At 65.6% G+C, this 20,972-nt stretch carries 23 protein-coding genes and 1 riboswitch; of the genes, 9 read left to right on the forward strand and 14 right to left on the reverse strand.

All coding sequences use genetic code 11. From position 1 onward, the window contains the following. Positions 1-35 precede the first annotated feature (35 nt). On the reverse strand, positions 36-677 hold the full coding sequence (gene pdxH / locus AC066S_RS32975) for a pyridoxamine 5'-phosphate oxidase (protein ID WP_126256676.1): 642 nt from the start codon (positions 675-677) through the stop codon (positions 36-38). 113 nt (positions 678-790) lie between these two features. On the opposite strand from pdxH, the gene AC066S_RS32980 reads away from it, so the two are divergent. Both AC066S_RS32980 and AC066S_RS32985 read left to right on the forward strand, forming a co-directional pair. Further along, the gene (locus AC066S_RS32980; protein WP_478271596.1) at positions 791-1,198 is read left to right on the forward strand and encodes an RT0821/Lpp0805 family surface protein; all 408 of its coding nucleotides are present in this window, start codon (positions 791-793) and stop codon (positions 1,196-1,198) included. A gap of 109 nt (positions 1,199-1,307) precedes the next feature. Next, positions 1,308-2,270, forward strand: coding sequence for a DnaJ C-terminal domain-containing protein (locus tag AC066S_RS32985; protein WP_126256674.1), 963 nt, complete (start codon positions 1,308-1,310; stop codon positions 2,268-2,270). Positions 2,271-2,586: 316 nt separating this feature from the next. Here AC066S_RS32985 and AC066S_RS32990 read toward each other — a convergent pair whose 3' ends face one another. Beyond that, positions 2,587-3,357: an anti-sigma factor family protein gene (locus AC066S_RS32990; protein WP_126256673.1), complete on the reverse strand. Its 771-nt coding sequence runs from the start codon at positions 3,355-3,357 to the stop codon at positions 2,587-2,589. A gap of 106 nt (positions 3,358-3,463) precedes the next feature. Continuing rightward, the gene (locus AC066S_RS32995) at positions 3,464-3,952 is read right to left on the reverse strand and encodes a sigma-70 family RNA polymerase sigma factor (protein WP_478271597.1); all 489 of its coding nucleotides are present in this window, start codon (positions 3,950-3,952) and stop codon (positions 3,464-3,466) included. Positions 3,953-4,125: 173 nt separating this feature from the next. On the opposite strand from AC066S_RS32995, the gene fabI reads away from it, so the two are divergent. The 4 genes from fabI (at position 4,126) to AC066S_RS33015 (ending at position 8,076) form a co-directional block, all read left to right on the forward strand. Beyond that, entirely contained in the window at positions 4,126-4,941 is an 816-nt protein-coding gene (gene fabI, locus AC066S_RS33000; RefSeq protein ID WP_126256671.1) for an enoyl-ACP reductase FabI, read from the forward strand. Positions 4,942-4,954: 13 nt separating this feature from the next. Beyond that, positions 4,955-5,554, forward strand: coding sequence for a histidine phosphatase family protein (locus AC066S_RS33005; protein ID WP_126256670.1), 600 nt, complete (start codon positions 4,955-4,957; stop codon positions 5,552-5,554). A gap of 184 nt (positions 5,555-5,738) precedes the next feature. After that, entirely contained in the window at positions 5,739-6,827 is a 1,089-nt protein-coding gene (aroC, locus tag AC066S_RS33010) for a chorismate synthase (RefSeq protein WP_126256669.1), read from the forward strand. Between the two features lie 61 nt (positions 6,828-6,888). Beyond that, complete coding sequence (locus AC066S_RS33015; protein ID WP_135167850.1) at positions 6,889-8,076, forward strand: adenylate/guanylate cyclase domain-containing protein; 1,188 nt, start codon at positions 6,889-6,891, stop codon at positions 8,074-8,076. A 4-nt stretch (positions 8,077-8,080) separates the two neighbouring features. Here the strand turns inward: AC066S_RS33015 and clpS are convergent, their stop codons facing one another. From clpS to AC066S_RS33040, 5 genes are all read right to left on the reverse strand, one after another. Then, the gene (gene clpS, locus AC066S_RS33020; RefSeq protein WP_478271598.1) at positions 8,081-8,389 is read right to left on the reverse strand and encodes an ATP-dependent Clp protease adapter ClpS; all 309 of its coding nucleotides are present in this window, start codon (positions 8,387-8,389) and stop codon (positions 8,081-8,083) included. A 43-nt stretch (positions 8,390-8,432) separates the two neighbouring features. Next, positions 8,433-8,774, reverse strand: coding sequence for a DUF190 domain-containing protein (locus tag AC066S_RS33025; RefSeq protein WP_028144192.1), 342 nt, complete (start codon positions 8,772-8,774; stop codon positions 8,433-8,435). Positions 8,775-8,776: 2 nt separating this feature from the next. After that, positions 8,777-9,205, reverse strand: a complete 429-nt coding sequence (crcB, locus tag AC066S_RS33030) for a fluoride efflux transporter CrcB (protein ID WP_126256665.1) — start codon at positions 9,203-9,205, stop codon at positions 8,777-8,779. 83 nt (positions 9,206-9,288) lie between these two features. Then, complete coding sequence (gene crcB, locus AC066S_RS33035; RefSeq protein ID WP_478271599.1) at positions 9,289-9,678, reverse strand: fluoride efflux transporter CrcB; 390 nt, start codon at positions 9,676-9,678, stop codon at positions 9,289-9,291. A gap of 19 nt (positions 9,679-9,697) precedes the next feature. Beyond that, positions 9,698-10,906: an MFS transporter gene (locus AC066S_RS33040; RefSeq protein ID WP_126256663.1), complete on the reverse strand. Its 1,209-nt coding sequence runs from the start codon at positions 10,904-10,906 to the stop codon at positions 9,698-9,700. A 100-nt stretch (positions 10,907-11,006) separates the two neighbouring features. Then, positions 11,007-11,083: riboswitch (Fluoride riboswitch) on the reverse strand. Positions 11,084-11,356: 273 nt separating this feature from the next. Between AC066S_RS33040 and AC066S_RS33045 the strand changes: the two genes are divergently transcribed. Next, the gene (locus AC066S_RS33045; RefSeq protein ID WP_478271600.1) at positions 11,357-12,220 is read left to right on the forward strand and encodes a DUF1194 domain-containing protein; all 864 of its coding nucleotides are present in this window, start codon (positions 11,357-11,359) and stop codon (positions 12,218-12,220) included. 165 nt (positions 12,221-12,385) lie between these two features. After that, positions 12,386-13,021, forward strand: coding sequence for a hypothetical protein (locus tag AC066S_RS33050; RefSeq protein ID WP_478271601.1), 636 nt, complete (start codon positions 12,386-12,388; stop codon positions 13,019-13,021). A 3-nt stretch (positions 13,022-13,024) separates the two neighbouring features. Here the strand turns inward: AC066S_RS33050 and AC066S_RS33055 are convergent, their stop codons facing one another. Next, the gene (locus tag AC066S_RS33055; RefSeq protein ID WP_478271602.1) at positions 13,025-13,870 is read right to left on the reverse strand and encodes a nucleotidyltransferase domain-containing protein; all 846 of its coding nucleotides are present in this window, start codon (positions 13,868-13,870) and stop codon (positions 13,025-13,027) included. 108 nt (positions 13,871-13,978) lie between these two features. Here AC066S_RS33055 and AC066S_RS33060 point away from each other — a divergent pair, with 108 nt between their 5' ends. Continuing rightward, complete coding sequence (locus tag AC066S_RS33060; RefSeq protein ID WP_478271603.1) at positions 13,979-14,593, forward strand: hypothetical protein; 615 nt, start codon at positions 13,979-13,981, stop codon at positions 14,591-14,593. On the opposite strand, the gene AC066S_RS33065 is transcribed toward AC066S_RS33060, so the two are convergent. The 5 genes from AC066S_RS33065 to dxs all read right to left on the reverse strand — a co-directional run bounded on the left by AC066S_RS33065 (position 14,590) and on the right by dxs (position 20,489). Further along, positions 14,590-15,765 (reverse strand): Acg family FMN-binding oxidoreductase, encoded by a 1,176-nt coding sequence (locus AC066S_RS33065; RefSeq protein WP_478271604.1) that lies wholly within the window; start codon positions 15,763-15,765, stop codon positions 14,590-14,592. The two genes, AC066S_RS33060 and AC066S_RS33065, sit on opposite strands and share 4 nt — an antisense overlap. A gap of 5 nt (positions 15,766-15,770) precedes the next feature. Then, positions 15,771-17,018 (reverse strand): class I SAM-dependent RNA methyltransferase, encoded by a 1,248-nt coding sequence (locus tag AC066S_RS33070; RefSeq protein ID WP_478271607.1) that lies wholly within the window; start codon positions 17,016-17,018, stop codon positions 15,771-15,773. Next, positions 17,011-17,745, reverse strand: a complete 735-nt coding sequence (locus tag AC066S_RS33075) for a TlyA family RNA methyltransferase (protein WP_126256658.1) — start codon at positions 17,743-17,745, stop codon at positions 17,011-17,013. The genes AC066S_RS33070 and AC066S_RS33075 overlap by 8 nt, the downstream gene beginning before the upstream one ends. A gap of 74 nt (positions 17,746-17,819) precedes the next feature. Continuing rightward, entirely contained in the window at positions 17,820-18,374 is a 555-nt protein-coding gene (locus AC066S_RS33080; protein WP_126256657.1) for a nucleoside 2-deoxyribosyltransferase, read from the reverse strand. Between the two features lie 186 nt (positions 18,375-18,560). Continuing rightward, positions 18,561-20,489 carry a 1-deoxy-D-xylulose-5-phosphate synthase gene (dxs, locus tag AC066S_RS33085; protein ID WP_126256656.1) on the reverse strand — a complete coding sequence of 643 codons (1,929 nt, stop codon included), beginning with the start codon at positions 20,487-20,489 and terminating at the stop codon, positions 18,561-18,563. Positions 20,490-20,972: the final 483 nt, after the last annotated feature.

The following is a 20,972-nucleotide window of genomic DNA, read 5'->3' on the forward strand; positions in this document are numbered from 1 at the left end:
CGGCCCAAAGCTCGAGACAAGGATCAAGATGAGGGTCAAGGATACATCCGCGTCTTGGACCACTTCTGGCCAGCCGCGTCACGACGAAATTCGATGCGGTCGTGCAAGCGGAACGGGCGGTCGTGCCAGAACTCGATCCGCGAGGGCGTGATGCGCCAGCCGCTCCAGCCCGGCGGCCGCGGCACTTCGCCGATGACGTATCTGGCCGCGACTTTCGCGATGGCTTGTTCGAAGGCGAAGCGGCTCTCCAGCGCCTCGGACTGCTTGCTCGCCCAGGCGCCGATCTGGGCCTGCTTGGGCCGGGTGGCGAAATAGGCGTCGGCTTCCGCGTCGGTCACCGGCGTCACGTTGCCGCGGATGCGGACCTGACGGCGCAGCGACTTCCAGTGAAAAAGTAATGCTGCCTTAGGATTTGCGGCGAGTTCGCGGCCCTTCTGGCTGGCGATGTGGCTGTAGAAGACGAAACCCGCGGTATCGAAGCCCTTCATCAGCACCATGCGCACGTCAGGGAGGCCGTCGGGATCGACGGTCGCGAGCGCCATGGCGTTCGGGTCGTTCGGCTCGCTCTTGATCGCCTCGTTCAGCCAGCTCTCGAACAGCGCAAATGGCTCGTCGGCGGCGGTGAAATCACCGGATGTTAAGGGTGTCTGGTGTTTCATCGAGGTCGTGTCGGTCATGTCTGGAGTCCGAGTTGCGTCCCGCGGCCCAAAACGCGTTGTTGTCCGCTACCGCCCTATATAGGGCATGGGGACGCGTTGGCCTATCGGCGATCCGGCCGTCCGGCTTCGTCATGACGATCATTCTCATCGGGCTCGGGGCCGGAGGCTGCAGCTTCTCCCGCAACGACCAGAGCGCCTACGCCAAGGCCGACGACAGCGACCTCACCGGCTCGATCGCGCGACCGGCGAAGGACGCGCCGCCAACCGAGACCGATCTCGCCTTCACCCGCAACGCCGCCACCGACGTCCTCAGCAAGGGCGACAAGGATTCCAGCCAGCATTGGGAGAATCCGGAGACCGGGGCGCGCGGCTCGGTGACGCCGATCGCGCAATCCTATGCCGCCGAGGACGGCCGCAAATGCCGCGATTTCCTGGCGAGCTACGTCAACGGGACGACCGAAAGCTGGCTCCATGGCGCCGGCTGCCAAAGCAGCCGTGGCCGTTGGGAGATTCATACGCTAAAGCCGTGGCGGAGCTAGGAATCGGCGAACGCCCCTAGTTGCAAAAATGCCACTCTCTCCCCACATGGATCGCAGATGGGGCGGGGAGCCCTTTGAACAATTCGAATTCTTGAAGGAGACGTGACGGATGCGCGACCCCTATGAGGTCTTGGGGGTGCCGCGGAGCGCCAGCGCTGCCGCCATCAAGAGCGCCTATCGCAAGCTTGCCAAGAAGCACCATCCCGACAGCAACAAGGGCGACCCGAAAGCCGCCGAGCGCTTCTCCGAGATCAACTCGGCGAACGAGATCATCGGCGACGAGGACAAGCGCAAGCAGTTCGACCGCGGCGAGATCGACGCCGAGGGCAAGCCGCGCTTCCAGGGGTTTCCGGGCGGTGGCGGGCCGCGCGGCCGCGCCGGTCCCGGCGGGTTCGAAAACTATACGTTCCGCTCCGGCGGCGGCCCCGGCGCGGGCGGCGGCGCGTTCGAGGATATCCTCAACAGCATGTTCGGCGGCGGGATGCGCGGCGCCCGGCCGGGGGCCGGCGGCGGAGCTCAGTTCGAATTCGACACCGGCGGCATCGGGCTCGATCTCGACGTCAATGTTGCCATGTCCGTCTCGCTGGAAGAGTCGGTCAAGGGCGGCGAGAAGCGCGTCCGGCTGCCGACAGGCAAGGAGCTCAACGTCAAGATTCCGGCCGGCGTCACCGAGGGTCAGCAGATCCGGCTGCGCGGGCAGGGCGAGAGCGCGCAGGGGCATCCGCCCGGGGATCTCCTGATCACCATCAACATCGCGCCGCACCCTTTCTTCAAGGTCGAGGGTGCCGATCTCAGGATCGACCTGCCGGTCACGCTCTACGAGGCGGTGCTCGGCGGGAAGGTCCGCGTGCCTACTCTCGGCAATGCCGTGGAGCTTTCGGTCCCGAAAAACACCTCCAGTGGCCGGACCTTTCGCCTCAAGGGCAAGGGCCTGCCGAAATCTGGCGGAACCGGGGATCTCTTCGTCACCGTCAGGATTATGCTACCGGATGGGAACGACGCCGAGCTTGAAGCATTGATGGAGAAGTGGCGGGACCAACACCCCTACAATCCACGTAGCGGGCTTGGTTAGAGACGATCGAACTGAAGGGGTTCTTCCAAAGGCCTAGGGCTTCGTCCTGGAGATGATGCTCATCATATGTCTGAGGCGTGGTAGCGCTTCATGAACTCGACGTATCGGCTGTCCGGCGGGGCAGCCGATAAAAAGGTGCGGCCTCGAGAGGGGGACCAGCGCGGTACCAAAAACCCCAATCGAGGCCGCCCGCGTCGATCGGCGGATCGAACGCTGCTCATTTTCGCGTGATCATCCGGTGCGATAATGAGACGCGCCGATGTCTTGATTCCAAATTTTCAATGACGGAATCTGGGCACTGTGCTCAAGCGGTGGTTTAGGTGCCGTTTTTCTCAGCCTGGTCATAGACCGCCTGCGCCACCTTGGTCAGCCGGTCGCGATCGCCGCCGCCGCTGACGACGTAACCCACGCCACGCTCGGCCCAGAACAGCGCGCCGTCCTTGTCGGTCCTGGCGTAACGCATTTGCGTCGCACCATTCTCGGTCTTGGCGGCGTAGATCGTGTAGCGCTCGCCCGAGACGCCCTCATACATCAGGAACGACGCCGGGCCGTTCGGGCCCGGCAAAAGCCGGCCGCCGACCAGCTTCAGCCCGCTGGCCTCCAGGTTCGGCGCAAACACGGTCCAGCCGCAGCGCCGGGTCAGCCAGGCCTGGAGGTGGTCGCGCTCATTGCCGCCGACCTCGACGGGGTGGCGGACCTCGACGACATAGAGGCGGTGAGCGTCGAGCGCGTCCGCGGTGAAGCTCTGGAAGGTCGAGGGGGCGCTGGCGGCGCCATGCGCGACCCAGCCGGCCGTGCCGCCGGCGACGAAGGCAACCAGCACAGCCGCGGCGGCGCCATAGAGCCATTGCCGCGGGCGGCGCTCCAGCCGCTCGAGCTCCAGCCGTGCCGGCACCGGCTCGTGGGCGATGGAATCGTAGCGGGCGTGCAGCATCTCCGCCATGGCGCGCCAGGACTGCACGCGCTCGGCCTCTTCAGGATGGGCGACCAGCCAGGCCTCGACGTCGGCGCGGCGCTCGGCCGGCAGCTCGCCGTCGACATAGGCGTGCAGTTCGTCCTCGGTCACTGGGATCTTGCGCTCGTTCATCTCAATCGTCTCTGGCTCTGTGGCCCACAATGTCGTCCAAAGCTCAACTTTGCTCGCGGCATCGGCATGCTGCGGGCGGACGATCCGCGATGCATCGACCCTGCCATCATTTCACCCGCCTGAGCGTCGGGCGCTCGCCTTCCAGCAAGGCCTTGACGTGGGCACGGGCACGGGCGAGGCGCGACATCACGGTGCCGATCGGCACGCCCTGGATGTCGGCGACCTCGCGGTAGCTCATGCCTTCCAGCATGACCAGCAGCAGCACCGAACGCTGCTCCTCGACGAGCGTCGCCAGCGCCCTCTCGATGTCGCGCCCTTCGGCTTCGGTGCCGCTGGCATCGGGGTTGTTCTCAGTCAGCTGCATGAATTGCGGCCGCCTTGCCAGCGAGCGCCGCCGGTTCTTGTTGAGGTTGGTCAGGATCGTGTAGAGCCAGCTCCTGACGTCGCCTCCGAGAAACAATCGCTCCGAGCGCAGGGCCCGCACCAGCGTGTCCTGCACCAGATCGTCGGCCACGTCCGCGTCGCGCGTGAGCGCGCGGGCGTAGCGCCGCAACGCCGGGATCATGGCTTCCACACTCTGGCGAAACGCGCTCATTGCGGTCTTGACGTCCTGGTCTCAGGCGCAAGCGCCTATAGGGATCATAACACCCGAATGGAACGGCTATTCCGGTGCTCTAAACAGCGTTAACGCGGCGTATTAGGGCTGTACCGCAAAGGAGGGCTGGTGTACCTCCAGACCTCAGCAAGAGTTCGACGGGACGTTCAAACATGGCGCAGAATTCAGGTCTGATGCAGGGCAAGCGCGGGGTGATCCTCGGTCTTGCCAACAATCGCTCGATCGCCTGGGGCATCGCCAAGGCATGCCACGCCGCCGGCGCCGAGCTCGCCTTCACCTATCAGGGCGATGCGCTGAAGAAGCGCGTGGAGCCGCTGGCCGCCGAGATCGGCGGTCTCGTGCTCGGCCATTGCGATGTCACCGATGCCGCAACCATCGATGCGGCGTTCGCGGTGCTGAAGGAGAAGTGGGGCAAGATCGACTTCCTGGTGCACGCGATCGCCTATGGCGAGCAGCTCGAAGGCCGTTACGTCGACACCACCGCGGAGAATTTCTCGAAGTCGCTGCTGATCTCCTGCTACTCGTTTACGGCCGTGGCGCAGCGCGCCGAGAAGCTGATGACGGATGGCGGCTCGCTGATCACGCTCAGCTATTACGGCGCCGAGAAGTGGATGCCGCATTACAACGTGATGGGCGTGGCGAAGGCGGCGCTGGAGGCCAGCGTGCGCTATCTCGCCGCCGACCTCGGCGAGAAGAACATCCGCGTCAACGCGATCTCGGCCGGTCCGATCAAGACGCTCGCCGCCTCCGGCATCGGCGACTTCCGCTATATCCTGAAGTGGAACGAGACCAATGCGCCGATGCGGCGCAACGTGTCGACCGAGGACGTCGGCGGCAGCGCGTTGTATCTGCTCTCCGACCTCTCGCGCGGCGTCACCGGTGAGGTGCATCACGTCGATTCCGGCTATCACGTGCTGGGCATGAAGAGGCCCGATGCGCCGGATATTTCGTTCGGCGGCAAGGACTGATCTTCAGGCTGGAATGGCCGTGCCCACGATCTACTATCTCCGCCACGGCGAGACCGAGTGGAACGCGCTCGGCAGGCTTCAGGGCACCAAGGACATTCCGCTGAACGCGCGCGGGCGCAGTCAGGCCGTCCAGGCCGGCGGCATTCTCGCCGACCTGTTCAAGCGCGAGGGGCGCGACAAGGCGGCGCTGCCTTACGTGTCGAGCCCGCTCGGCCGCGCGCGCCAGACCATGGAGCTCGCGCGCTTCAAGCTCGAGCTGCCGGTCGCCGACTATGCGCTCGACGATCGGCTGCGCGAGATCGGCTACGGCGCCTGGGAAGGGCTGACGCTGGCCGAGAGCGAAGCGGCTGATCCCGACATTTACGCCAGGCGCCTCGCCGACAAATGGAGGGTGGGCCCCGCCGGCGGCGAGACCTATGCCGATGTTCAGGTCCGCGTGCGCGCCTGGTACGATCAGCTGCGGACCGACACGGTCGCGGTGGCCCATGGCGGGACCTGCCGGGCCCTGATGGTGTGCTTGGGGCTGGAGACGCCGGCCAGCGCCGCGGAACTCTATATCGAGCAGGGGGCGGTCTACGTGTTCCGCGACGGGCGGCTGGAGAAGTTCAGTTAGGCCACCTGCCGTCATTCCGGGGCGGTGCGAAGCAGCGAACTCCGGTGCGCCCTGGCGCACCTGAGAATCTCGAGATTCCGGGTTCGCTCTCCGAGCGCCCCGGAATGACCGACTGTGTTTGACCAGGCTGTTCCTCCGCGTTACCACGACAAGTCAGAACTGACTTGCGAACCACCGAGCAGCGATGTCCTTCAACACCTTCGGCCACATGTTCCGCGTCACCACCTTCGGCGAGAGCCATGGGGTGGCCATCGGCTGTGTGGTCGACGGCTGTCCGCCCATGATCCCGCTCACCGAGGCCGACATCCAGGGCGACCTCGACCGCCGCCGTCCCGGCCAGTCGCGCTTCACCACCCAGCGCCAGGAGCCGGACCAGGTGAAGATCCTGTCCGGCGTGATGGCGCATCCGGAGACCGGTGTGCAGGTGACGACGGGCACGCCGATCGGGCTCCTGATCGAGAACACCGACCAGCGCTCGAAGGACTATTCCGAGATCAAGGACAAATTTCGCCCCGGCCACGCCGACTTCACCTATGAGGCCAAATACGGCCTGCGCGATTATCGCGGCGGCGGCCGCTCCTCCGCGCGCGAGACCGCGACGCGGGTTGCCGCCGGCGCCATCGCGCGCAAGGTGCTGCCCGACGTCAGGGTGCGCGGCGCCCTGGTGCAGATCGGCCCGCACAAGATCGACCGCGCGAAGTGGGACTGGGACGAGGTCGCAAACAATCCGTTCTTCTGTCCGGACAAGGACAAGGCCGCGTTCTTCGAGACCTATCTCGACGGCATCCGCAAGAGCGGCTCCTCGATCGGCGCGGTGATCGAAATCGTCGCCGAGGGCGTGCCGGCCGGACTCGGCGCGCCGATCTATGCCAAGCTCGATTCCGATCTGGCGGGCGCGATGATGACCATCAACGCGGTGAAAGGCGTCGAGATCGGCGCCGGTTTTGGCGCGGCGGAATTGACCGGGGAGGAGAACGCCGACGAAATGCGCACCGGCAATGACGGCACGCGCTTCCTGTCCAACCATGCCGGCGGCGTGCTGGGCGGAATCTCCACCGGGCAGCCGGTGGTCGTGCGTTTTGCGGTGAAGCCGACTTCCTCGATCCTGCAGCCCCGCCGGACTGTCGATCGCAAGGGCGCCGAGACCGAAATCTTCACGAAAGGCCGCCACGACCCCTGCGTCGGCATCCGCGCCGTGCCTGTCGGCGAGGCCATGATGGCCTGCGTCCTGGCCGACCATTTCCTGCGTGATCGCGGACAGGTGGGGCGTTGATGTTGCCGTACTAGCCCACCGCGCGGCTTGACGGGTCCACCACTTCATCCGCAAATGAGCTATGAACAGTTCCGAGCTCCAGCGCGTCCGCAACTGGCTGATCGACGGCGTCTGGTCGGTTGAGCCGGCCGTGATGATCACCGACTTCTGCGAACGCCTGGTCGCGGCCGGCCTGCCGGTGTGGCGGTTCGGCATCTTCATCCGCACGCTGCATCCCGAAGTCTTCGGCCGCAACTTCATCTGGCGGCAGGGTGAGGAAGTCGAGATCGGCACCGTCGATTTCGACGTTCTGGACACGCCCGAATTCGCCCGCAGCCCCCTTCGCGTCGTGTTCGAGCAGGCGCTGGAGGTCAGGGGGCGCGCGAACGATCCCGACGATAAGCGCTTTCCGTTTCTCGACGACATGCGCGCTGAAGGCGCGACCGACTATATTGCGGTGCCGGTGCCGTTTCTCGATGGCTCCATTCACGCAACCAGCTGGGTGACGCGACGTCCCGGCGGCTTCAGCGACGACGACATCGCGTCGATCCGGGCCCTCATCGCGCCGCTCGCGCGCGTCAGCGAGATCATCACCCTGCGCCGCACCGCGGAGATGCTGCTCGACACTTATGTCGGTAACCGCGCCGGCGCACGCATCCTCGGCGGCCAGATCCGCCGCGGCCACAACGACACGATGCAGGCCGCGATCTGGCTCTCGGACCTGCGCGGCTTCACCGCGCTGTCGGACCGGCTGCCGCCCGAGACGGTGGTCCAGATCCTCAATCATTATTTCGACTGTCAGGTCACCGCGATCCTCGCCCATGGCGGCGAGGTCTTGAAGTTCATGGGCGACGGCCTGCTCGCCGTATTCCCGATCGACGAATATGTCGGCGATGCCGCGCATGTCTGTTCGCGCGTGCTGGAAGCCGCGCGCGAATCCCGCGCCAGCGTCGAGGCGCTGGCCTTTCCGGTCGGTGAGGCCATCGAGCGCTTCCGCTTCGGCGTCGCGTTGCACGTCGGCAACATCCTCTACGGCAATATCGGCGGCGGCAACCGCCTCGACTTCACCTGCATCGGACCGGCCGTCAACCTTGCCGCAAGGCTCGAGAAGATCACGGGCCGCCTGGGACGGACCGTCGTGGCCTCGGAAGGCTTTGCCAATATCTGCCGCCACGACTGGCGCGAGCTCGGCGAGTTTCCGATCGCGGGATTTTCCAAGGCGCAGCGCGTCTATGGGCTGGCGGATGAGACGCCGGCGCTGGTCGATTGAGCCGCTATTCCTCCGGCTCGGTCGTGAACAGCAATGGGTAGCCCTTGGCGCGGCCGGCGTCGGTGGCGCGCGTCGCCTTGGTCTCGGCGACGTCCTTGGTGAACACGGCGACCACGCAGGCGCCGAGCTTGTGCGCGGTGATCATCACCTTGTAGGCCTGATCCTCCGTCATGCGGAATTCGGCCTTCAGCACCATGGTGACAAATTCGCGCGGCGTGTAGTCGTCGTTGATCAGGATGACCTTGTGCAGCTTCGGCCGCTCGACCTTGGTCTTGGTCCTGGTTTTCGGCTTGGTGACGATCTTCTCGTTCATTCCGCCTCCTGGAATCGGCGGGCTCGGTTCCCAGCCGCGGCGATCAGCCTGCGGCCTTCGCACCATATTGCAGGACCTGCACCTTCTCCAAGGTGATCAGCCCGCTCGACATCATGCCGTCCAGGATGGGCAGGAATGCGTTGATGTTGTCCTCGCTGTCGACGATCTCGATCAGCAGCGGCAGGTCTTCCGACAGCCGCAGGATCTTCGAGGTGTGCAGCCGGCTCGATTTGCCGAACCCCATCGGTCCGCGCAGCACGGTGGCGCCCGCAAGGTGCCGCTCGCGCGCCGTCATCACGATGGCTTCATAGAGCGGTTTGCCGTCGAAATGATCGCTCTCGCCGATGAAGATCCGGAGCGAAACTGCCTGATTGGGAATTTGCATGCTCAGCTCCTTGTCAAGCGGTTGTAGCGGCTCGCCATCATATGGCCGATCCATACCGACACCAGCCAGCAGATCACGGATACGGCGATGTAGGCGAGCGCCGTGTATTTCATGCCGTCATGGAACAGGCGGAAGGTCTCCAGGCTGAAGGTCGAAAAGGTGGTGTAGCCGCCGCAGAACCCGGTCATGACGAACTGCCGGTGCTCGGGCCGCGCCAGCATGCGGCCCTCGGGGCCGGTCAGCGTCGCGTAGAAGCCGATGATCAGCGAGCCCATCGTGTTGATGAACAGCGTCGCGACGGGAAAGCCAGGTCCGGTATCGAGCGCCAGCCCGACCAGATAGCGCGTCAGGCCGCCGACGACGCTGCCCGCGGCGACCCAAGCATAGAGTATCGCAGTGCGCCAGCGCTCGGCGGAGGAGGGCGAGTTCATCACACGCTTCCTCTTGCACCTCTCCCCGCAAGCGGGGAGAGGTGAAGATGCCGCGCTGCCGATGCCTTTCCAAATTCCATCCGCTAGCCTCCCAGACCGTCCGCAAGGAGGAAGCCGCAACTGACGGCGGCAAGGCAAAGCCCGACCGAGAACAGGATGTTGCCGAGCGCATGCATCGGCTCGCCGCTCCGCGCGAGCGTCAGCGTTTGCAGGCTGAACGAGGACACCGTGGTGTAGCAGCCGAGAAAGCCGGTCACCGCGAACAGCCATGGGGTGGGCGCGGCGAAGGCCGAGCCGGGATGGGTCGCCAGCGCGCCGAAGATGCCGATCACGAAGGCGCCGGTGACGTTGATGGTCAGGGTGCCCCACGGAAACGTTTCACCCAGCCGCCGCGCGATCACACCGGAAACGAAATAGCGCGCACAGCCGCCCAGGGCGCTACCGATCACGATCGCGATTGCCCCGCTCAGCATGATGGACGCTCCCCCGTCATCATTTGTCCTCCGTCGCGAGGCCATTGCCGACGGCAAGCAGCCCCAGAAGCGCAAGCAGCGCGAAGCCGAGCCCCGCAAGGAACGTTCCGGCCGGGCCATAGGCGTCCCACAGCGCGCCCGCGATCACGCTCGCGGCCAGCAAGGCAAGGCCGGTGAACAGGTTGAAATAGCCGAACGCGGTGCCGCGCAGGCTCGGCGGCGCGGCGTCGGCGACGAGCGCCGAGAGCAGGCCCTGCGTCAGTCCCATATGCAACCCCCACAGCGCGACGCCGAGTGCGAGGCCCGAAAGGTTCGGCAGCAGCGCAAGCGCGAGATCGGCACCGGCGAGGAAGACGAGCCCGAGCGCGAGCAGGCCGGTCCGGTTGATCCGGTCCGAGAGCACGCCGGCCGGATAGGCCGACAGGGCGTAGACGATGTTCATCAGCACCAGCACCGCCGGCACCCACATCGCATTGAGCCCGATATTCTGCGCGCGCAGGATCAGAAAGGCCTCGCTGAAGCGCGCGAGCGTGAACACGATTCCGACGGCCACGACACGCCAATAGACCGCTCCGAGCCGCCGCATGGCGGCGAGATTGAGCGGATTTTTTGCGGGCTCCCGGCTCGGATCCGGGTCCGGCTCGCTCACCGCGAACGCGATCAGTCCGAAGGACAGGAAGGCCGGCAGCACCGCCACCCAGAACACGGCGGTGAAATTGTCGGCGGTCCACCACATCAGGCCGATCGCGGCGAGCGGCCCGACGAAGGCGCCGATAGTGTCGAGTGATTGCCGCAGGCCAAAGCTTGCGCCGCGCAGGCCGACGGGGGCGATATCGGCGATCAGCGCATCGCGCGGCGCGCCGCGAATGCCCTTGCCGACGCGATCGACGAAGCGCGCGGCCACCAGCCATTCGACGCTGGGCGCGAGCGGGAACAGCGGCTTGGTCAGGGCGGCGAGGCCATAGCCGAGTGCGGCGAGCAGCTTGCGGCGGCCAAGCCAATCCGACAGCGCGCCGGAAAAGATCTTCGTGATCGAGGCCGTCGCCTCCGCAATGCCCTCGATGAAGCCGACGGTCAGCGTCGAAGCGCCGAGCACGGTGACCAGATAGATCGGTAGCAGCGCGTGGATCATCTCGGAGGAGATGTCCATCAGCATCGAGACGAAGCCGAGCACCCAGATTCCTCTGGGCAGCCCGTTACGTACAGCATTCGGTGTCGTCGTCGTCACGTCTTCGCCTTCTCCCGGCCTTGCGCCAGACAACAAAAAACCCGCCACCGGCGGGTTTGTCCATGCTCCCGCCGAAGGCAGAGGCTCAAAGATTGCCCCTCCTCAAGCAGGAGTCATCAGCCCATACGGTGATCGACCGCCGGGCGGTTGTCGGGGGACTCCATCCCCATCTGTGCGGCCAACCTAGCACGGAAATCGCTTCGGACAAGTGGGCGGGGAGCTCTGTCCCCGTGCCCGTCGCTCCCGCTTCGCGCATCATGAGCCCGATGGCGCGAGCGCACGAGCGTGTTCCAGCGGCGCAAGCGCGGCAACACGGCGGCAGCATTACGCAAGGCGCGTGTACGCCTGAGCCGCGAATCCCTAACTCGAATGTGAAGCGCAAGCGATCTTCGCGCTTTGCGGCAAGGCGATTGCATGTCACCATCACGTCATACGACGGGAGAGGCTGCGATGCGGTTGCTGTTCTCGATCGGGGCTGTGCTGGTGGCCGGCATGTTTGCCGGAGGGGACGTCGCGGGCATCGCGGCGCCAGGACCAAAATTTGAGCCGCCTAAAAATCAGCTGCACCGGCCTGCGGCCGACAGGGACGCGCAGACGGTCGACGTCGAGCTGGTCCTCGCGGTCGACGTGTCCTATTCCATGGACATGGACGAACTCGCGATCCAGCGCGAGGGCTATGCGCAGGCGATCCAGTCGAAGGAGTTTCTCCAGGCCCTGAAGCTCGGCCCGAACGGCCGGATCGCGGTGACCTATTTCGAGTGGGCTGCCTCCAGCGACCAGAAGATCATCATTCCCTGGCGGCTGGTCGACGGTCCCGAGACGGCGGATGCGGTCGCCGCCGAGATCATGAAGACGCCGATCCGGCGCGCCTCGCGCACCTCGATCTCGGGCGCGATCGCTTTCGCAATGCCGCTGTTCGATGAAGATCCCTATCGCGGCCTGCGCCGCGTGATCGACATTTCCGGCGACGGCCCCAACAACAATGGCGGCCCGGTCACGGTGGCGCGCGATGCGGCGCTCGAGAAGGGCATCGTCATCAACGGCCTGCCGATCATGGTCAAGGAGCCATCCTATTCGACCATGGATATCGACAATCTCGATTTCTACTACGAGGACTGCGTCATCGGCGGCCCCGGCTCCTTCGTCATCACGATCAAGGACCGCGACAAGTTCAAGGAGGCGATCCGCACCAAGCTGCTGATGGAGGTCGCCGGCCGCACGCCGGAGCGTCCCGTGATGCCGGTCGCCGATAGGGAGCCGCGCGTCAATTGCCTGATCGGCGAGAAGATCTGGTCGGACCGCTGGGGCCGCTGAAGCCCCGGCTGAGACCTTTTGCCCGCCCGGGCGATGCTCGAGCTTAACGCCTCGTTAACCGGCGCGTGGCCCTAATCGCATGGTTTCCGTTCGTTTCCAGTCGGCATCCTGACATTGCCGAAGCGAACGAAAGCGGGTTTGTCAGGCCCGTCTCCGAGCAATCCAATGGCCATCGTCACATCGAGCACAAACCAGATTTCGCCGGCCAACGAGCGGCTGTATCGCCAGAGTGCTCTGGTCGGGGACTGGAAGGGCAATTGGGTCGGCAACAACCAGCCCGTCGGCTTCAAGGTCGTGAACATCCGCGGCGCCCGGGCGCAGGTCGAGTACACCCATAACGGCCACACCGAGCGCGGCTTTGCCGAGGTCAGCGGCACGCTCATCACCTTTGGCGGGATTACGGTCGGCACCAAGGACGGCAAGAACATGGTGATGCTGTTCTCGTTCGGGGGCGCCGGCAAGCAGACCGCGAATCTCGAGAAGCAGGCCCCGCCGGCCTCCGACAGCCGCCTGATGGGAAGCTGGGGCGGCTATTCCAGCGCCAACGGCAAAAGCGCGAGCTTCAAGGTGCTGTCCGTCAACGGCAAGGAAGCCGAGGTCAGCGTCACCACCGACGGCGTCACCCGTAAGGGCACCGGCTACGTCTACAAGAACGTGATCATGTTCGGGCAGACTCAAATCGCAACCGATGACGGCCAGAACGGCAAGGTCATCTACCAGGTCGGCACGAAATCCTTCATGGTGCCGGTGACGAAATATCCGCCGGCCGATTCATCGTCCTCCGTGGACCGGACCGCATAACTTTCACGACCCCGGTGCACCGGGCTGCGTCAGCGCCTTCAACTGCCGGTCGATCTGGCGCAGGACTTCACAGGCGGGTGCAGGGGCGCCGTCGCCGACCAGCCGCCAGACCTCGTCGATCCGTTCCACAAGATGCGGAAGCGTCAGCGGCAAGAGGGCCGCTTCGTGCAGGGCGCCCTTTTCGTTGATGAGATAGCGTTCGTTGAGCGCGAACAGCACCTGCGCGATGCAGGCGAGCGATCTGTAGAGCGATCCCGCGATGTGGGTTCGGTCGCCGCGCGCAATGGCGAACTCGGCGTTCTCGATGCCAAACAGGATCTCCCACTGGAAGCGCTGGATCAGGGCTTCGCGCAAGGGGCGAGGATAGGGCAGGGCGATCGATTTCAGCCGCGCGATTATGCCCTGCGGATCGTGCAGTGGCTGACAATATGCGATCTCGCCCATCCAGATTGCCGAGCAGAAACCGTGGGGATGGCCGGGTTGATAATCCATCGTGACGAGTCCGCCATGGCAGGCCCCCATCACGGCTTCGACCGCATCGGCGTTGCGATAGAGCAGATCGACCTTGCTGCCTTGCACCGACAGCCAGGCGCCGCCGACGATCCACGGTCCCCATTCACCGACCGGCGTCACGGTCGCGGCGGCAGGATCGTCGGCGATTTCCTTCGCAGCCGCAAGCAGCCGCTCGGTGTCGAGCGTGCGCGCCGCGGCGAAGTAGAGCCCGACATCATAGTCGGAGGTGAGATGCCCGCTGCCTCGCGCGCGCGAGCCGCCCAGCACGATGGCGGCGAGGCCCGGAACCTCGCGGAAAGCGGATGTCAGGCGCGTGAGCAGGGGAACGTGCGGCATCAGGTTCGGCTGTGGGGAGGCCCTTGGCTGCGACGTTGGCGCGGCCGCTCGGCTGGCATTGGCGATATCAGGGGAGTATATTCTGCAAAAGTCTTGACGGTAGTCTCAATGTCCAGCCTTGCCCCTTCACCCGTTCTTGCAGCTGTGCTCGCTATGCTTTGCGTGACGGTAGCACCGGTTCACGCCCAGGTCGCGCCGCTGAAATACTGGGTCCCCGGCGGGCCTTTCGGCCTCAGCGGTGGCGCCGACCAGAGTTCCGATATTTATGGCAATTCCACCAGCTTCAATGCCGGCGATCCGGATTGGCGTAGCAGCGCGAACGGCTTCTTCGTCGGTAGCCAGCGCGGCAACCTGAATTGGAGCGGCCTCAGTCAGACCGGACTCAGCCAGACCGGCCTTGCCGGCAATTTCAGCGCGCTCTCATATGACAGCACGCAGTTCGGCTACAACACCAAGACCATGGGCGGCATGCCCGTGACGTTCTTTGCCGGTTTCGATACGTTGAAATATGGCAACGGCATCGGCAGCTCGGTTGCGCCGCTGACATCTGGTGCGGCGCCCGGCACCAGCGCATTTGCGGGCGTCGAGTTCAAGCCGACCTCCAATCTCAGCCTGTCGTTCGGGGCTGGATTTATACAGCGAGATTCGGTCCGCATGGACAGCGATATCAGATCGAACATGTTGCCGGGCGAGTCGCCGGCGCTGAGCGGTTTACGTCGTTAGGGCCGCATCACCTGCTCCGGTGGACGCCGCAGAGATTTCGGCAGGTCCGGGCCGGTTCCGAAACGCATCACGATGTCGGGGCGACGTTCGCCGAGTCCGAGCGAGGTTGCAAATTGCTGCCTCAGCGCCGCCGTCTCGACCGGCTGATTGACGAAGGAGTATTTGAGCCCCAGCGCGGTCGCCTGCAAACCGAAGCGCTGACAGGCGCGGCCGACCGCAATCCAGTGCGATTTGTCACTGCGCTCGGCCGCGAGCACGACGACGCCCGCAGAGCTGGCGAGCTGGTCACGGTACTTCTTGTTTTCCCCGCTCTCGGTAAAGAAGAGCTTGAGCAGCGGCCGCGCCAGCCACGACGGCAGCGAGGGGTTTCCCGAGGCCGGCGCGAACAGCCCGTCCAAGGTCGCGACCGCCTCCGCCTCGTTGAAGCGAATCCAGCTCACGAGCTCGCGCATGAAGGCCTTGTCGCGCATTTGCGCCGAGTTGCCTTCGAGCACGTAGTCGGTGACCCCGGCGATCGCGGCGCGCTCGGTCATCAGGAGGGCCGTGACATCAGGTTCGCGACAGGCGCTCTCGAGCCGGCGCAAGGTCTCGGGCGCGGCGGGCCTGCCATCGAACGCCGCGCGGGTGCATTGCCTGACTGGAATCGCGGCGGCCAACGTTGATGCATCCGGCGGGGCTTGCTCGAGCGCGATCACGATCCGCTCGCCGTCGATGACCGGGTCGGCGCGCCAGCCCAGTGCGGACGCAGCGAGGATGAGGTTTTCGGCGGCACAGCCGAGACTGACGAACAAGTGATGATCGTCCGGATCCACGGCCGGACAGCGGCGCGAAAAATCCGGCGCAATCGCGATTTCGTTGCCGTGGGCGGAGAAGATCCACGGCTGGGTGTTGTGGCTGTTGGCCGCGAGGGTGGCAAAGCGCACGAGCTCGCGATCCCGCGGCACGGCCTGCAGCTGAGCCCGTGACGTCGTTACCGCCCCATCGTAGGTCATCGCCGCCGCAGCAGCGGGGAAGTCGCCGACAGCCGCTGTGGAAAAGCCCAGCGCGGCCCCGGTGAACTGTCGTCGGTCAAGCACGAACGTCCGCTCCGCATCCCATGTCGCGCCTCCTGGCGCAGACGCGCTTTTAGCACCCAACGCGTTGCCACGATTGACCGGAATCAAGACGGGCATCGAGGTTAGCGCGTGAAGCGCGCCACCAGCTCCACATGCGGCGTGTGGCGGAATTGATCGACCGGCACCACCGACTCCAGCCGATAACCGCCGTCGATCAGCAGCCGTGCGTCGCGGGCAAAGGTTGCGACGTTGCAGGACACGGCGACCACGACGGGCACCTTGCTTGCAGCGAGCTTCAGTGCCTGCGCCTGCGCGCCCTGGCGCGGCGGATCGAACACCACGGCGTCGCAGTCGCGCAGCTCGGGCGGCACCAGGGGACGGCGGAACAGGTCGCGCGGCTCGCACTTGATCGGCTTCAGGCCTGGTGTGCGCGCGGCTTTCGCCAGTGCTGCGACGGCGCCGGCGTCACTGTCGTAAGCGGTGATTCGCGCCTTCTCGGCGAGCCGTAGCGCGAACGGGCCGACGCCGCAGAAGAGGTCGAGAACGTTCTTGGCCTTGCCGATGCGCTCGGTGACGAGCGCGGCGAGCGTTTCTTCGCCAGCCACCGTCGCCTGCAGGAACGAGCCCGGCGGCAGCGTCACCTCGGCGCGCCCCATCTTCACCGTCGGCGGCAGGCGTTGCAGTACCAGCTCGCCGTGCCGCGTCAGCCGCGCCAGGCGGTGCTGCTCGGCGACGCGCGACAGCGCCGTGACCAGCGCCGTCGGCAGCGGCCCTGAGCCGCGCACGTCGACATCGAGGCCGTTGGCGGTGGCGGTGACCTGGATGTCGAGTGGCTTGGTCACCGGCATCTTCGACGTCAGCGGTTCGGCGAGCGCCCAGGCGGCATCGAGCGCGCCGTCGAGCGCGGGATCGAGGATCGGGCAGCGGTCGATCGGGATGACGTCGTGCGAACTCGTCGCCGAGAAACCGACTTTGAGAACATCATGCGTGCCGAAGCGGCCGTGCAGCGTGATGCGCCGGCGGCCGGCGCCATGGGCGTCGACCAGCGGCGCCACCTCGCAATCGATACCGGCCTGTGCCAGCGTCTCCACCACGATGCCGCGCTTCCAGGCGTGGTAGGGCTCTGCCGCCCAATGCTGGATCGCACAGCCGCCGCAGACGCCGAAATGCGGGCAGAACGGTTCGATGCGCTCGGCGCTTGCGACATCGACCGCGAGCAGCTTGCGGCGATCGGGATGGTGGCCCACGACGTGATCGACCTCGACGGTCTCGCCGCCGAGCGTATAGGGCACGTAGACCGCGTCGCCCGCGGTGAGGCAGACGCCGTCGCCGCGATGGCCGACATGATCGATGGTCAGCCGCTCAACCACGGCGCGCGCCCAGGAAGAATTCGGCATTGCCGTCACCGCCCGCAATCGCGGAGGGAAATACCTCGATATCGGTGCAGCCGAGCGACGCCGCGAAGGCCGCGATGTCGTCGCAGATGGCCTGGTGCACGGCGGCGTCGCGGACGATGCCCTTCTTGTTGTGCTTCCTGTCAGCCTCGAATTGCGGCTTGATCAGCGCCAGCAGGCTCATCGGCGCGGCGGCGAGGGACAGTGCCACCGGCAGCACCGTCTTGAGCGAGATGAAGCTGACGTCGATGACGACGACATCGGGCCGTGCCGGCAGCCGCTTGCCCTCATAGCTGCGGATGTCGGTCTCCTCCATCGAGACGATCTTGGGATGGTCGCGCAGCGAGGGATGCAGCTGGCTGGTGCCGACATCGATCGCGAACACCAGGCTCGCGCCGTTCGCCAGCAGCACCTCGGTGAAACCGCCGGTGGACGCCCCGACGTCGAGGCAGACATGGTCCTCGATCTCGATTGGATAGCGCTCCAGCGCGCCGGCGAGCTTGACGCCGCCGCGGGAGACGTAGGGGTGCGCGGGCTCGGCCTGGATCACCGCGTCCTCGGCGATGGTCTCCGACGGTTTGGCGACCTGCTTGTCGTCGGCCCTGACGAGGCCGGCCTCGATCGCCGCGCGCGCCCGCGCCCGGCTCTCGAACAGGCCGCGCTCGACCAGCAATACATCCGCACGCTTGCGGGCAGGGGACATCGATTCTCTCAAGAGGGCGTTTTGCCGAGCATGATCTTATCGGAAAACCGCTGCACACTTTTCCGGATCATGCTCTATGTAGCGATCAATCGCGCGGCCGCCATCCGGACGCAAGCCTCGAACGCGGCCAGATCGTGCCAGACGTCGATGGGCGCCACGGCCGGCGTCACCAGCGGGCAGCCATGCAGCTCCAGCGCATGGATCATCATGAGGTTGTCGACGAGGCCGAAATCCTCGACGGTCAGGCCCTGCGCGTCGACCAGCCGCCCGTCCTCGGACGTGACGTCCATGAAGCGGCTGAGGCGGTCGGCATAGGTGGCGCCGTCATTGGCATAAGCGAGGCAGAACTTGCCGCGGCCGGCCATGTAGCCGAGCTCGTAGACGGTGCCGGGATCGGCGCCGGCGCCGCGGAACGGGGTGAGGTTGGCGATGATGGCATCGGCCTCGTCCATCATCGCCTCGTTGCCGCAGAAGATCTGCCGCGCGGCATCGGGCGCCGTGAGGTCGATGGCGTTGTCGAGGGGATAGAGGCCGGTCAGGCCGTGTGCGGCGCAGACATCGACCTTGCGACGGCCGATCTCGATGGCATCCGGCAGGAACACGTCGGGACCTGCCAGATAGATCTTCATGGAGTCAGAACCGGAAAAATTTGGGCAGGGGCGCAAGCTACAGTGGGCGGTCTGCTCCCTCCCCCGCCTGCGGGGGAGGGCTGGGGAGAGGGTTGTCTCCGCACCGGGACAATCTCCCAGAGGATAGAGCCCTCTCCCGACGCTTCGCGCCGACCTCTCCCGCAAGCGGGAGAGGTGAACTCACTATCAAGCCAGCTTGACCGTCTCGGCCTTGACGTCCTTGCCGAGCGCTTCGAACACCTTGGCGACGATGCCCTTGGCGTCGAGGCCGGCGCGGGCGTACATCGCGGCGGGCGTGTCGTGATCCTGGAACACGTCGGGCAGCACCATCGAGCGGAACTTGACCATGCCGCTGTCGAGCACGCCCTGGTCGGTCAGGAATTGCGCGACATGCGAGCCGAAGCCGCCGACCGAGCCTTCCTCGATCGTGATCAGGATCTCATGGTCGCGGGCGAGCTTGAGCACCAGCTCGGTGTCGAGCGGCTTCATGAAGCGCGCGTCCGCGATCGTGGTGGACAGGCCGTGAGCGGCGAGCTCATCGGCTGCCTTCTCGCATTCGGCGAGGCGCGTGCCGAAGGAGAGCAGGGCGATCTTGCTGCCCTGGCGGATCATGCGCCCCTTGCCGATCTCGAGCGGAATGCCGACCTCGGGCATCTCGATGCCGCGGCCTTCGCCACGCGGATAGCGCAGCGAGCTCGGACGGTCGTTGATCGCCACCTGGGTCGCCACCATGTGCACGAGCTCGGCTTCGTCCGCTGCCGCCATGATCACCATGTTCGGCAAACAGCCGAGATAGGCGTTGTCGAACGAGCCGGCATGCGTCGCGCCGTCGGCGCCGACGAGACCGGCGCGGTCGATCGCGAAGCGGACGGGCAGGCTCTGGATCGCGACGTCGTGCACGATCTGGTCGTAGCCGCGCTGCAGGAAGGTCGAGTAGATCGCGCAGAACGGCTTGTAGCCTTCGGTGGCGAGGCCCGCGGCAAACGTCACCGCGTGCTGCTCGGCGATGCCGACGTCGAAGGTGCGGTCCGGGAAGGCCTTGTTGAAGATGTCGACGCCGGTGCCCGACGGCATCGCCGCGGTGATGGCGACGATCTTGTCGTCCTTCTGGGCTTCCTTGACGAGGCTCTGGCCGAACACGTTCTGATAGGCCGGCGCGTTCGGTTTTGCTTTCGCCTGGGTGCCGGTGGCGACGTCGAACTTGACGACGGCGTGGTACTTGTCGGCGGAAGCTTCCGCCGGGCCGTAGCCCTTGCCCTTCTGCGTCACGACGTGGACCAGGATCGGGCCGGTCTCCATGTCGCGGACGTTCTTCAGCACGGGCAGCAGATGGTCGAGATTGTGGCCGTCGATCGGGCCGACATAGTAGAAGCCGAGCTCCTCGAACAGCGTGCCGCCGTCCATCATGAAGCCGCGGGAATATTCCTCGACGCGGTTGGCGCGGTTGGCGATGATCTTGGGCAGGCGCTTGTTGATCTGCTTGGCCGCATCGCGCAGCGTGCGATAGGTCTTGCCGGAGTAGAGGCGCGACAGATAGGCGCTCATGGCGCCGACCGGCGGCGCAATCGACATGTCGTTGTCGTTGAGAATGACGATCAGGCGCGAGTTCATCGCACCCGCATTGTTCATGGCCTCATAGGCCATGCCGGCCGACATCGCGCCGTCACCGATGACGGCGATGACGTTGTTCTTGCCGCCGGAGAGGTCGCGCGCCACCGCCATGCCGAGGCCGGCGGAGATCGAGGTCGAGGAATGCGCGGCGCCGAACGGATCGTAGTCGCTCTCGCTGCGCTTGGTGAAGCCGGACAGGCCGCCGCCGGTGCGCAGGGTGCGGATGCGGTCGCGCCGGCCGGTGAGAATCTTGTGCGGATAGGCCTGGTGGCCGACGTCCCAGATCAGCCGGTCGCGCGGCGTGTCGAAGACGTAATGGATCGCGGTGGTGAGCTCGACCACGCCGAGGCCCGCGCCGAAGTGACCGCCGGTCACCGAGACGGCATCGATGGTCTCCTGCCGCAACTCATCGGCGACCTGGCGAACCTGCTCGACCTTGAGCTTGCGCAGGTCTTCCGGCGTCCGGATGGTGTCGAGAAGCGGCGTTTTACTGTATGCGTTCACGGCGATTTCCAATTTGTCAGCACCGGAAGGTCATTCCGGTGCGCGATGGGTTTGCACAATATCGGCGCAGCGCGAGTCCTAACCGTCGGAGCCACCTGCATGGGGCAAAGCCCCGTCTTCAAGCTTAGGTAAGCTTAAGTGCGCTCCGGTTCAGTCTCTGTGATCCCTGTCACTTAGATCGGCTTCGTCCGTCCCAAGCCAATTTCATTAGCAGTTTGAAGCTCTTGTCGTCGGTAATCGGTGCCCACGCAAGGCTTGCAAAAAGCCACACTCCGCGCAGCTTTACACCAAAGCTGGGGCCAAAGCCAACCCGGCGGACCGATTAGGGGTATGCAGATGCAACCGGCGGGCCAGAGTGGTTAACCGTGGCGCCGGACGTCGGGTTCCAGGTTTGCCTGGTCCTTGTCAGCATTTTCGAGCAGTTGGGAGCCCTTTCACCCCCGAGGGACCGTCCCGGAGCCAGACGATCCCGGCCCACCGCCA

The sequence above is a fragment of the Bradyrhizobium sp. CFUWI genome, assembly GCF_056429085.1.

Excerpts from the sequence above, each read along its gene's own strand:
- pdxH (WP_126256676.1), bottom strand. The coding sequence starts at position 677 with ATGACCGACACGACCTCGATGAAACACCAGACACCCTTAACATCCGGT.
- AC066S_RS32980 (WP_478271596.1), top strand. The coding sequence starts at position 791 with ATGACGATCATTCTCATCGGGCTCGGGGCCGGAGGCTGCAGCTTCTCC.
- AC066S_RS32985 (WP_126256674.1), top strand. The coding sequence starts at position 1,308 with ATGCGCGACCCCTATGAGGTCTTGGGGGTGCCGCGGAGCGCCAGCGCT.
- AC066S_RS32990 (WP_126256673.1), bottom strand. The coding sequence starts at position 3,357 with ATGAACGAGCGCAAGATCCCAGTGACCGAGGACGAACTGCACGCCTAT.
- AC066S_RS32995 (WP_478271597.1), bottom strand. The coding sequence starts at position 3,952 with ATGAGCGCGTTTCGCCAGAGTGTGGAAGCCATGATCCCGGCGTTGCGG.
- fabI (WP_126256671.1), top strand. The coding sequence starts at position 4,126 with ATGGCGCAGAATTCAGGTCTGATGCAGGGCAAGCGCGGGGTGATCCTC.
- AC066S_RS33005 (WP_126256670.1), top strand. The coding sequence starts at position 4,955 with ATGGCCGTGCCCACGATCTACTATCTCCGCCACGGCGAGACCGAGTGG.
- aroC (WP_126256669.1), top strand. The coding sequence starts at position 5,739 with ATGTCCTTCAACACCTTCGGCCACATGTTCCGCGTCACCACCTTCGGC.
- AC066S_RS33015 (WP_135167850.1), top strand. The coding sequence starts at position 6,889 with ATGAACAGTTCCGAGCTCCAGCGCGTCCGCAACTGGCTGATCGACGGC.
- clpS (WP_478271598.1), bottom strand. The coding sequence starts at position 8,389 with ATGAACGAGAAGATCGTCACCAAGCCGAAAACCAGGACCAAGACCAAG.
- AC066S_RS33025 (WP_028144192.1), bottom strand. The coding sequence starts at position 8,774 with ATGCAAATTCCCAATCAGGCAGTTTCGCTCCGGATCTTCATCGGCGAG.
- crcB (WP_126256665.1), bottom strand. The coding sequence starts at position 9,205 with ATGAACTCGCCCTCCTCCGCCGAGCGCTGGCGCACTGCGATACTCTAT.
- crcB (WP_478271599.1), bottom strand. The coding sequence starts at position 9,678 with ATGCTGAGCGGGGCAATCGCGATCGTGATCGGTAGCGCCCTGGGCGGC.
- AC066S_RS33045 (WP_478271600.1), top strand. The coding sequence starts at position 11,357 with ATGCGGTTGCTGTTCTCGATCGGGGCTGTGCTGGTGGCCGGCATGTTT.
- AC066S_RS33050 (WP_478271601.1), top strand. The coding sequence starts at position 12,386 with ATGGCCATCGTCACATCGAGCACAAACCAGATTTCGCCGGCCAACGAG.
- AC066S_RS33055 (WP_478271602.1), bottom strand. The coding sequence starts at position 13,870 with ATGCCGCACGTTCCCCTGCTCACGCGCCTGACATCCGCTTTCCGCGAG.
- AC066S_RS33060 (WP_478271603.1), top strand. The coding sequence starts at position 13,979 with ATGTCCAGCCTTGCCCCTTCACCCGTTCTTGCAGCTGTGCTCGCTATG.
- AC066S_RS33065 (WP_478271604.1), bottom strand. The coding sequence starts at position 15,765 with ATGCCCGTCTTGATTCCGGTCAATCGTGGCAACGCGTTGGGTGCTAAA.
- AC066S_RS33075 (WP_126256658.1), bottom strand. The coding sequence starts at position 17,745 with ATGTCCCCTGCCCGCAAGCGTGCGGATGTATTGCTGGTCGAGCGCGGC.
- AC066S_RS33080 (WP_126256657.1), bottom strand. The coding sequence starts at position 18,374 with ATGAAGATCTATCTGGCAGGTCCCGACGTGTTCCTGCCGGATGCCATC.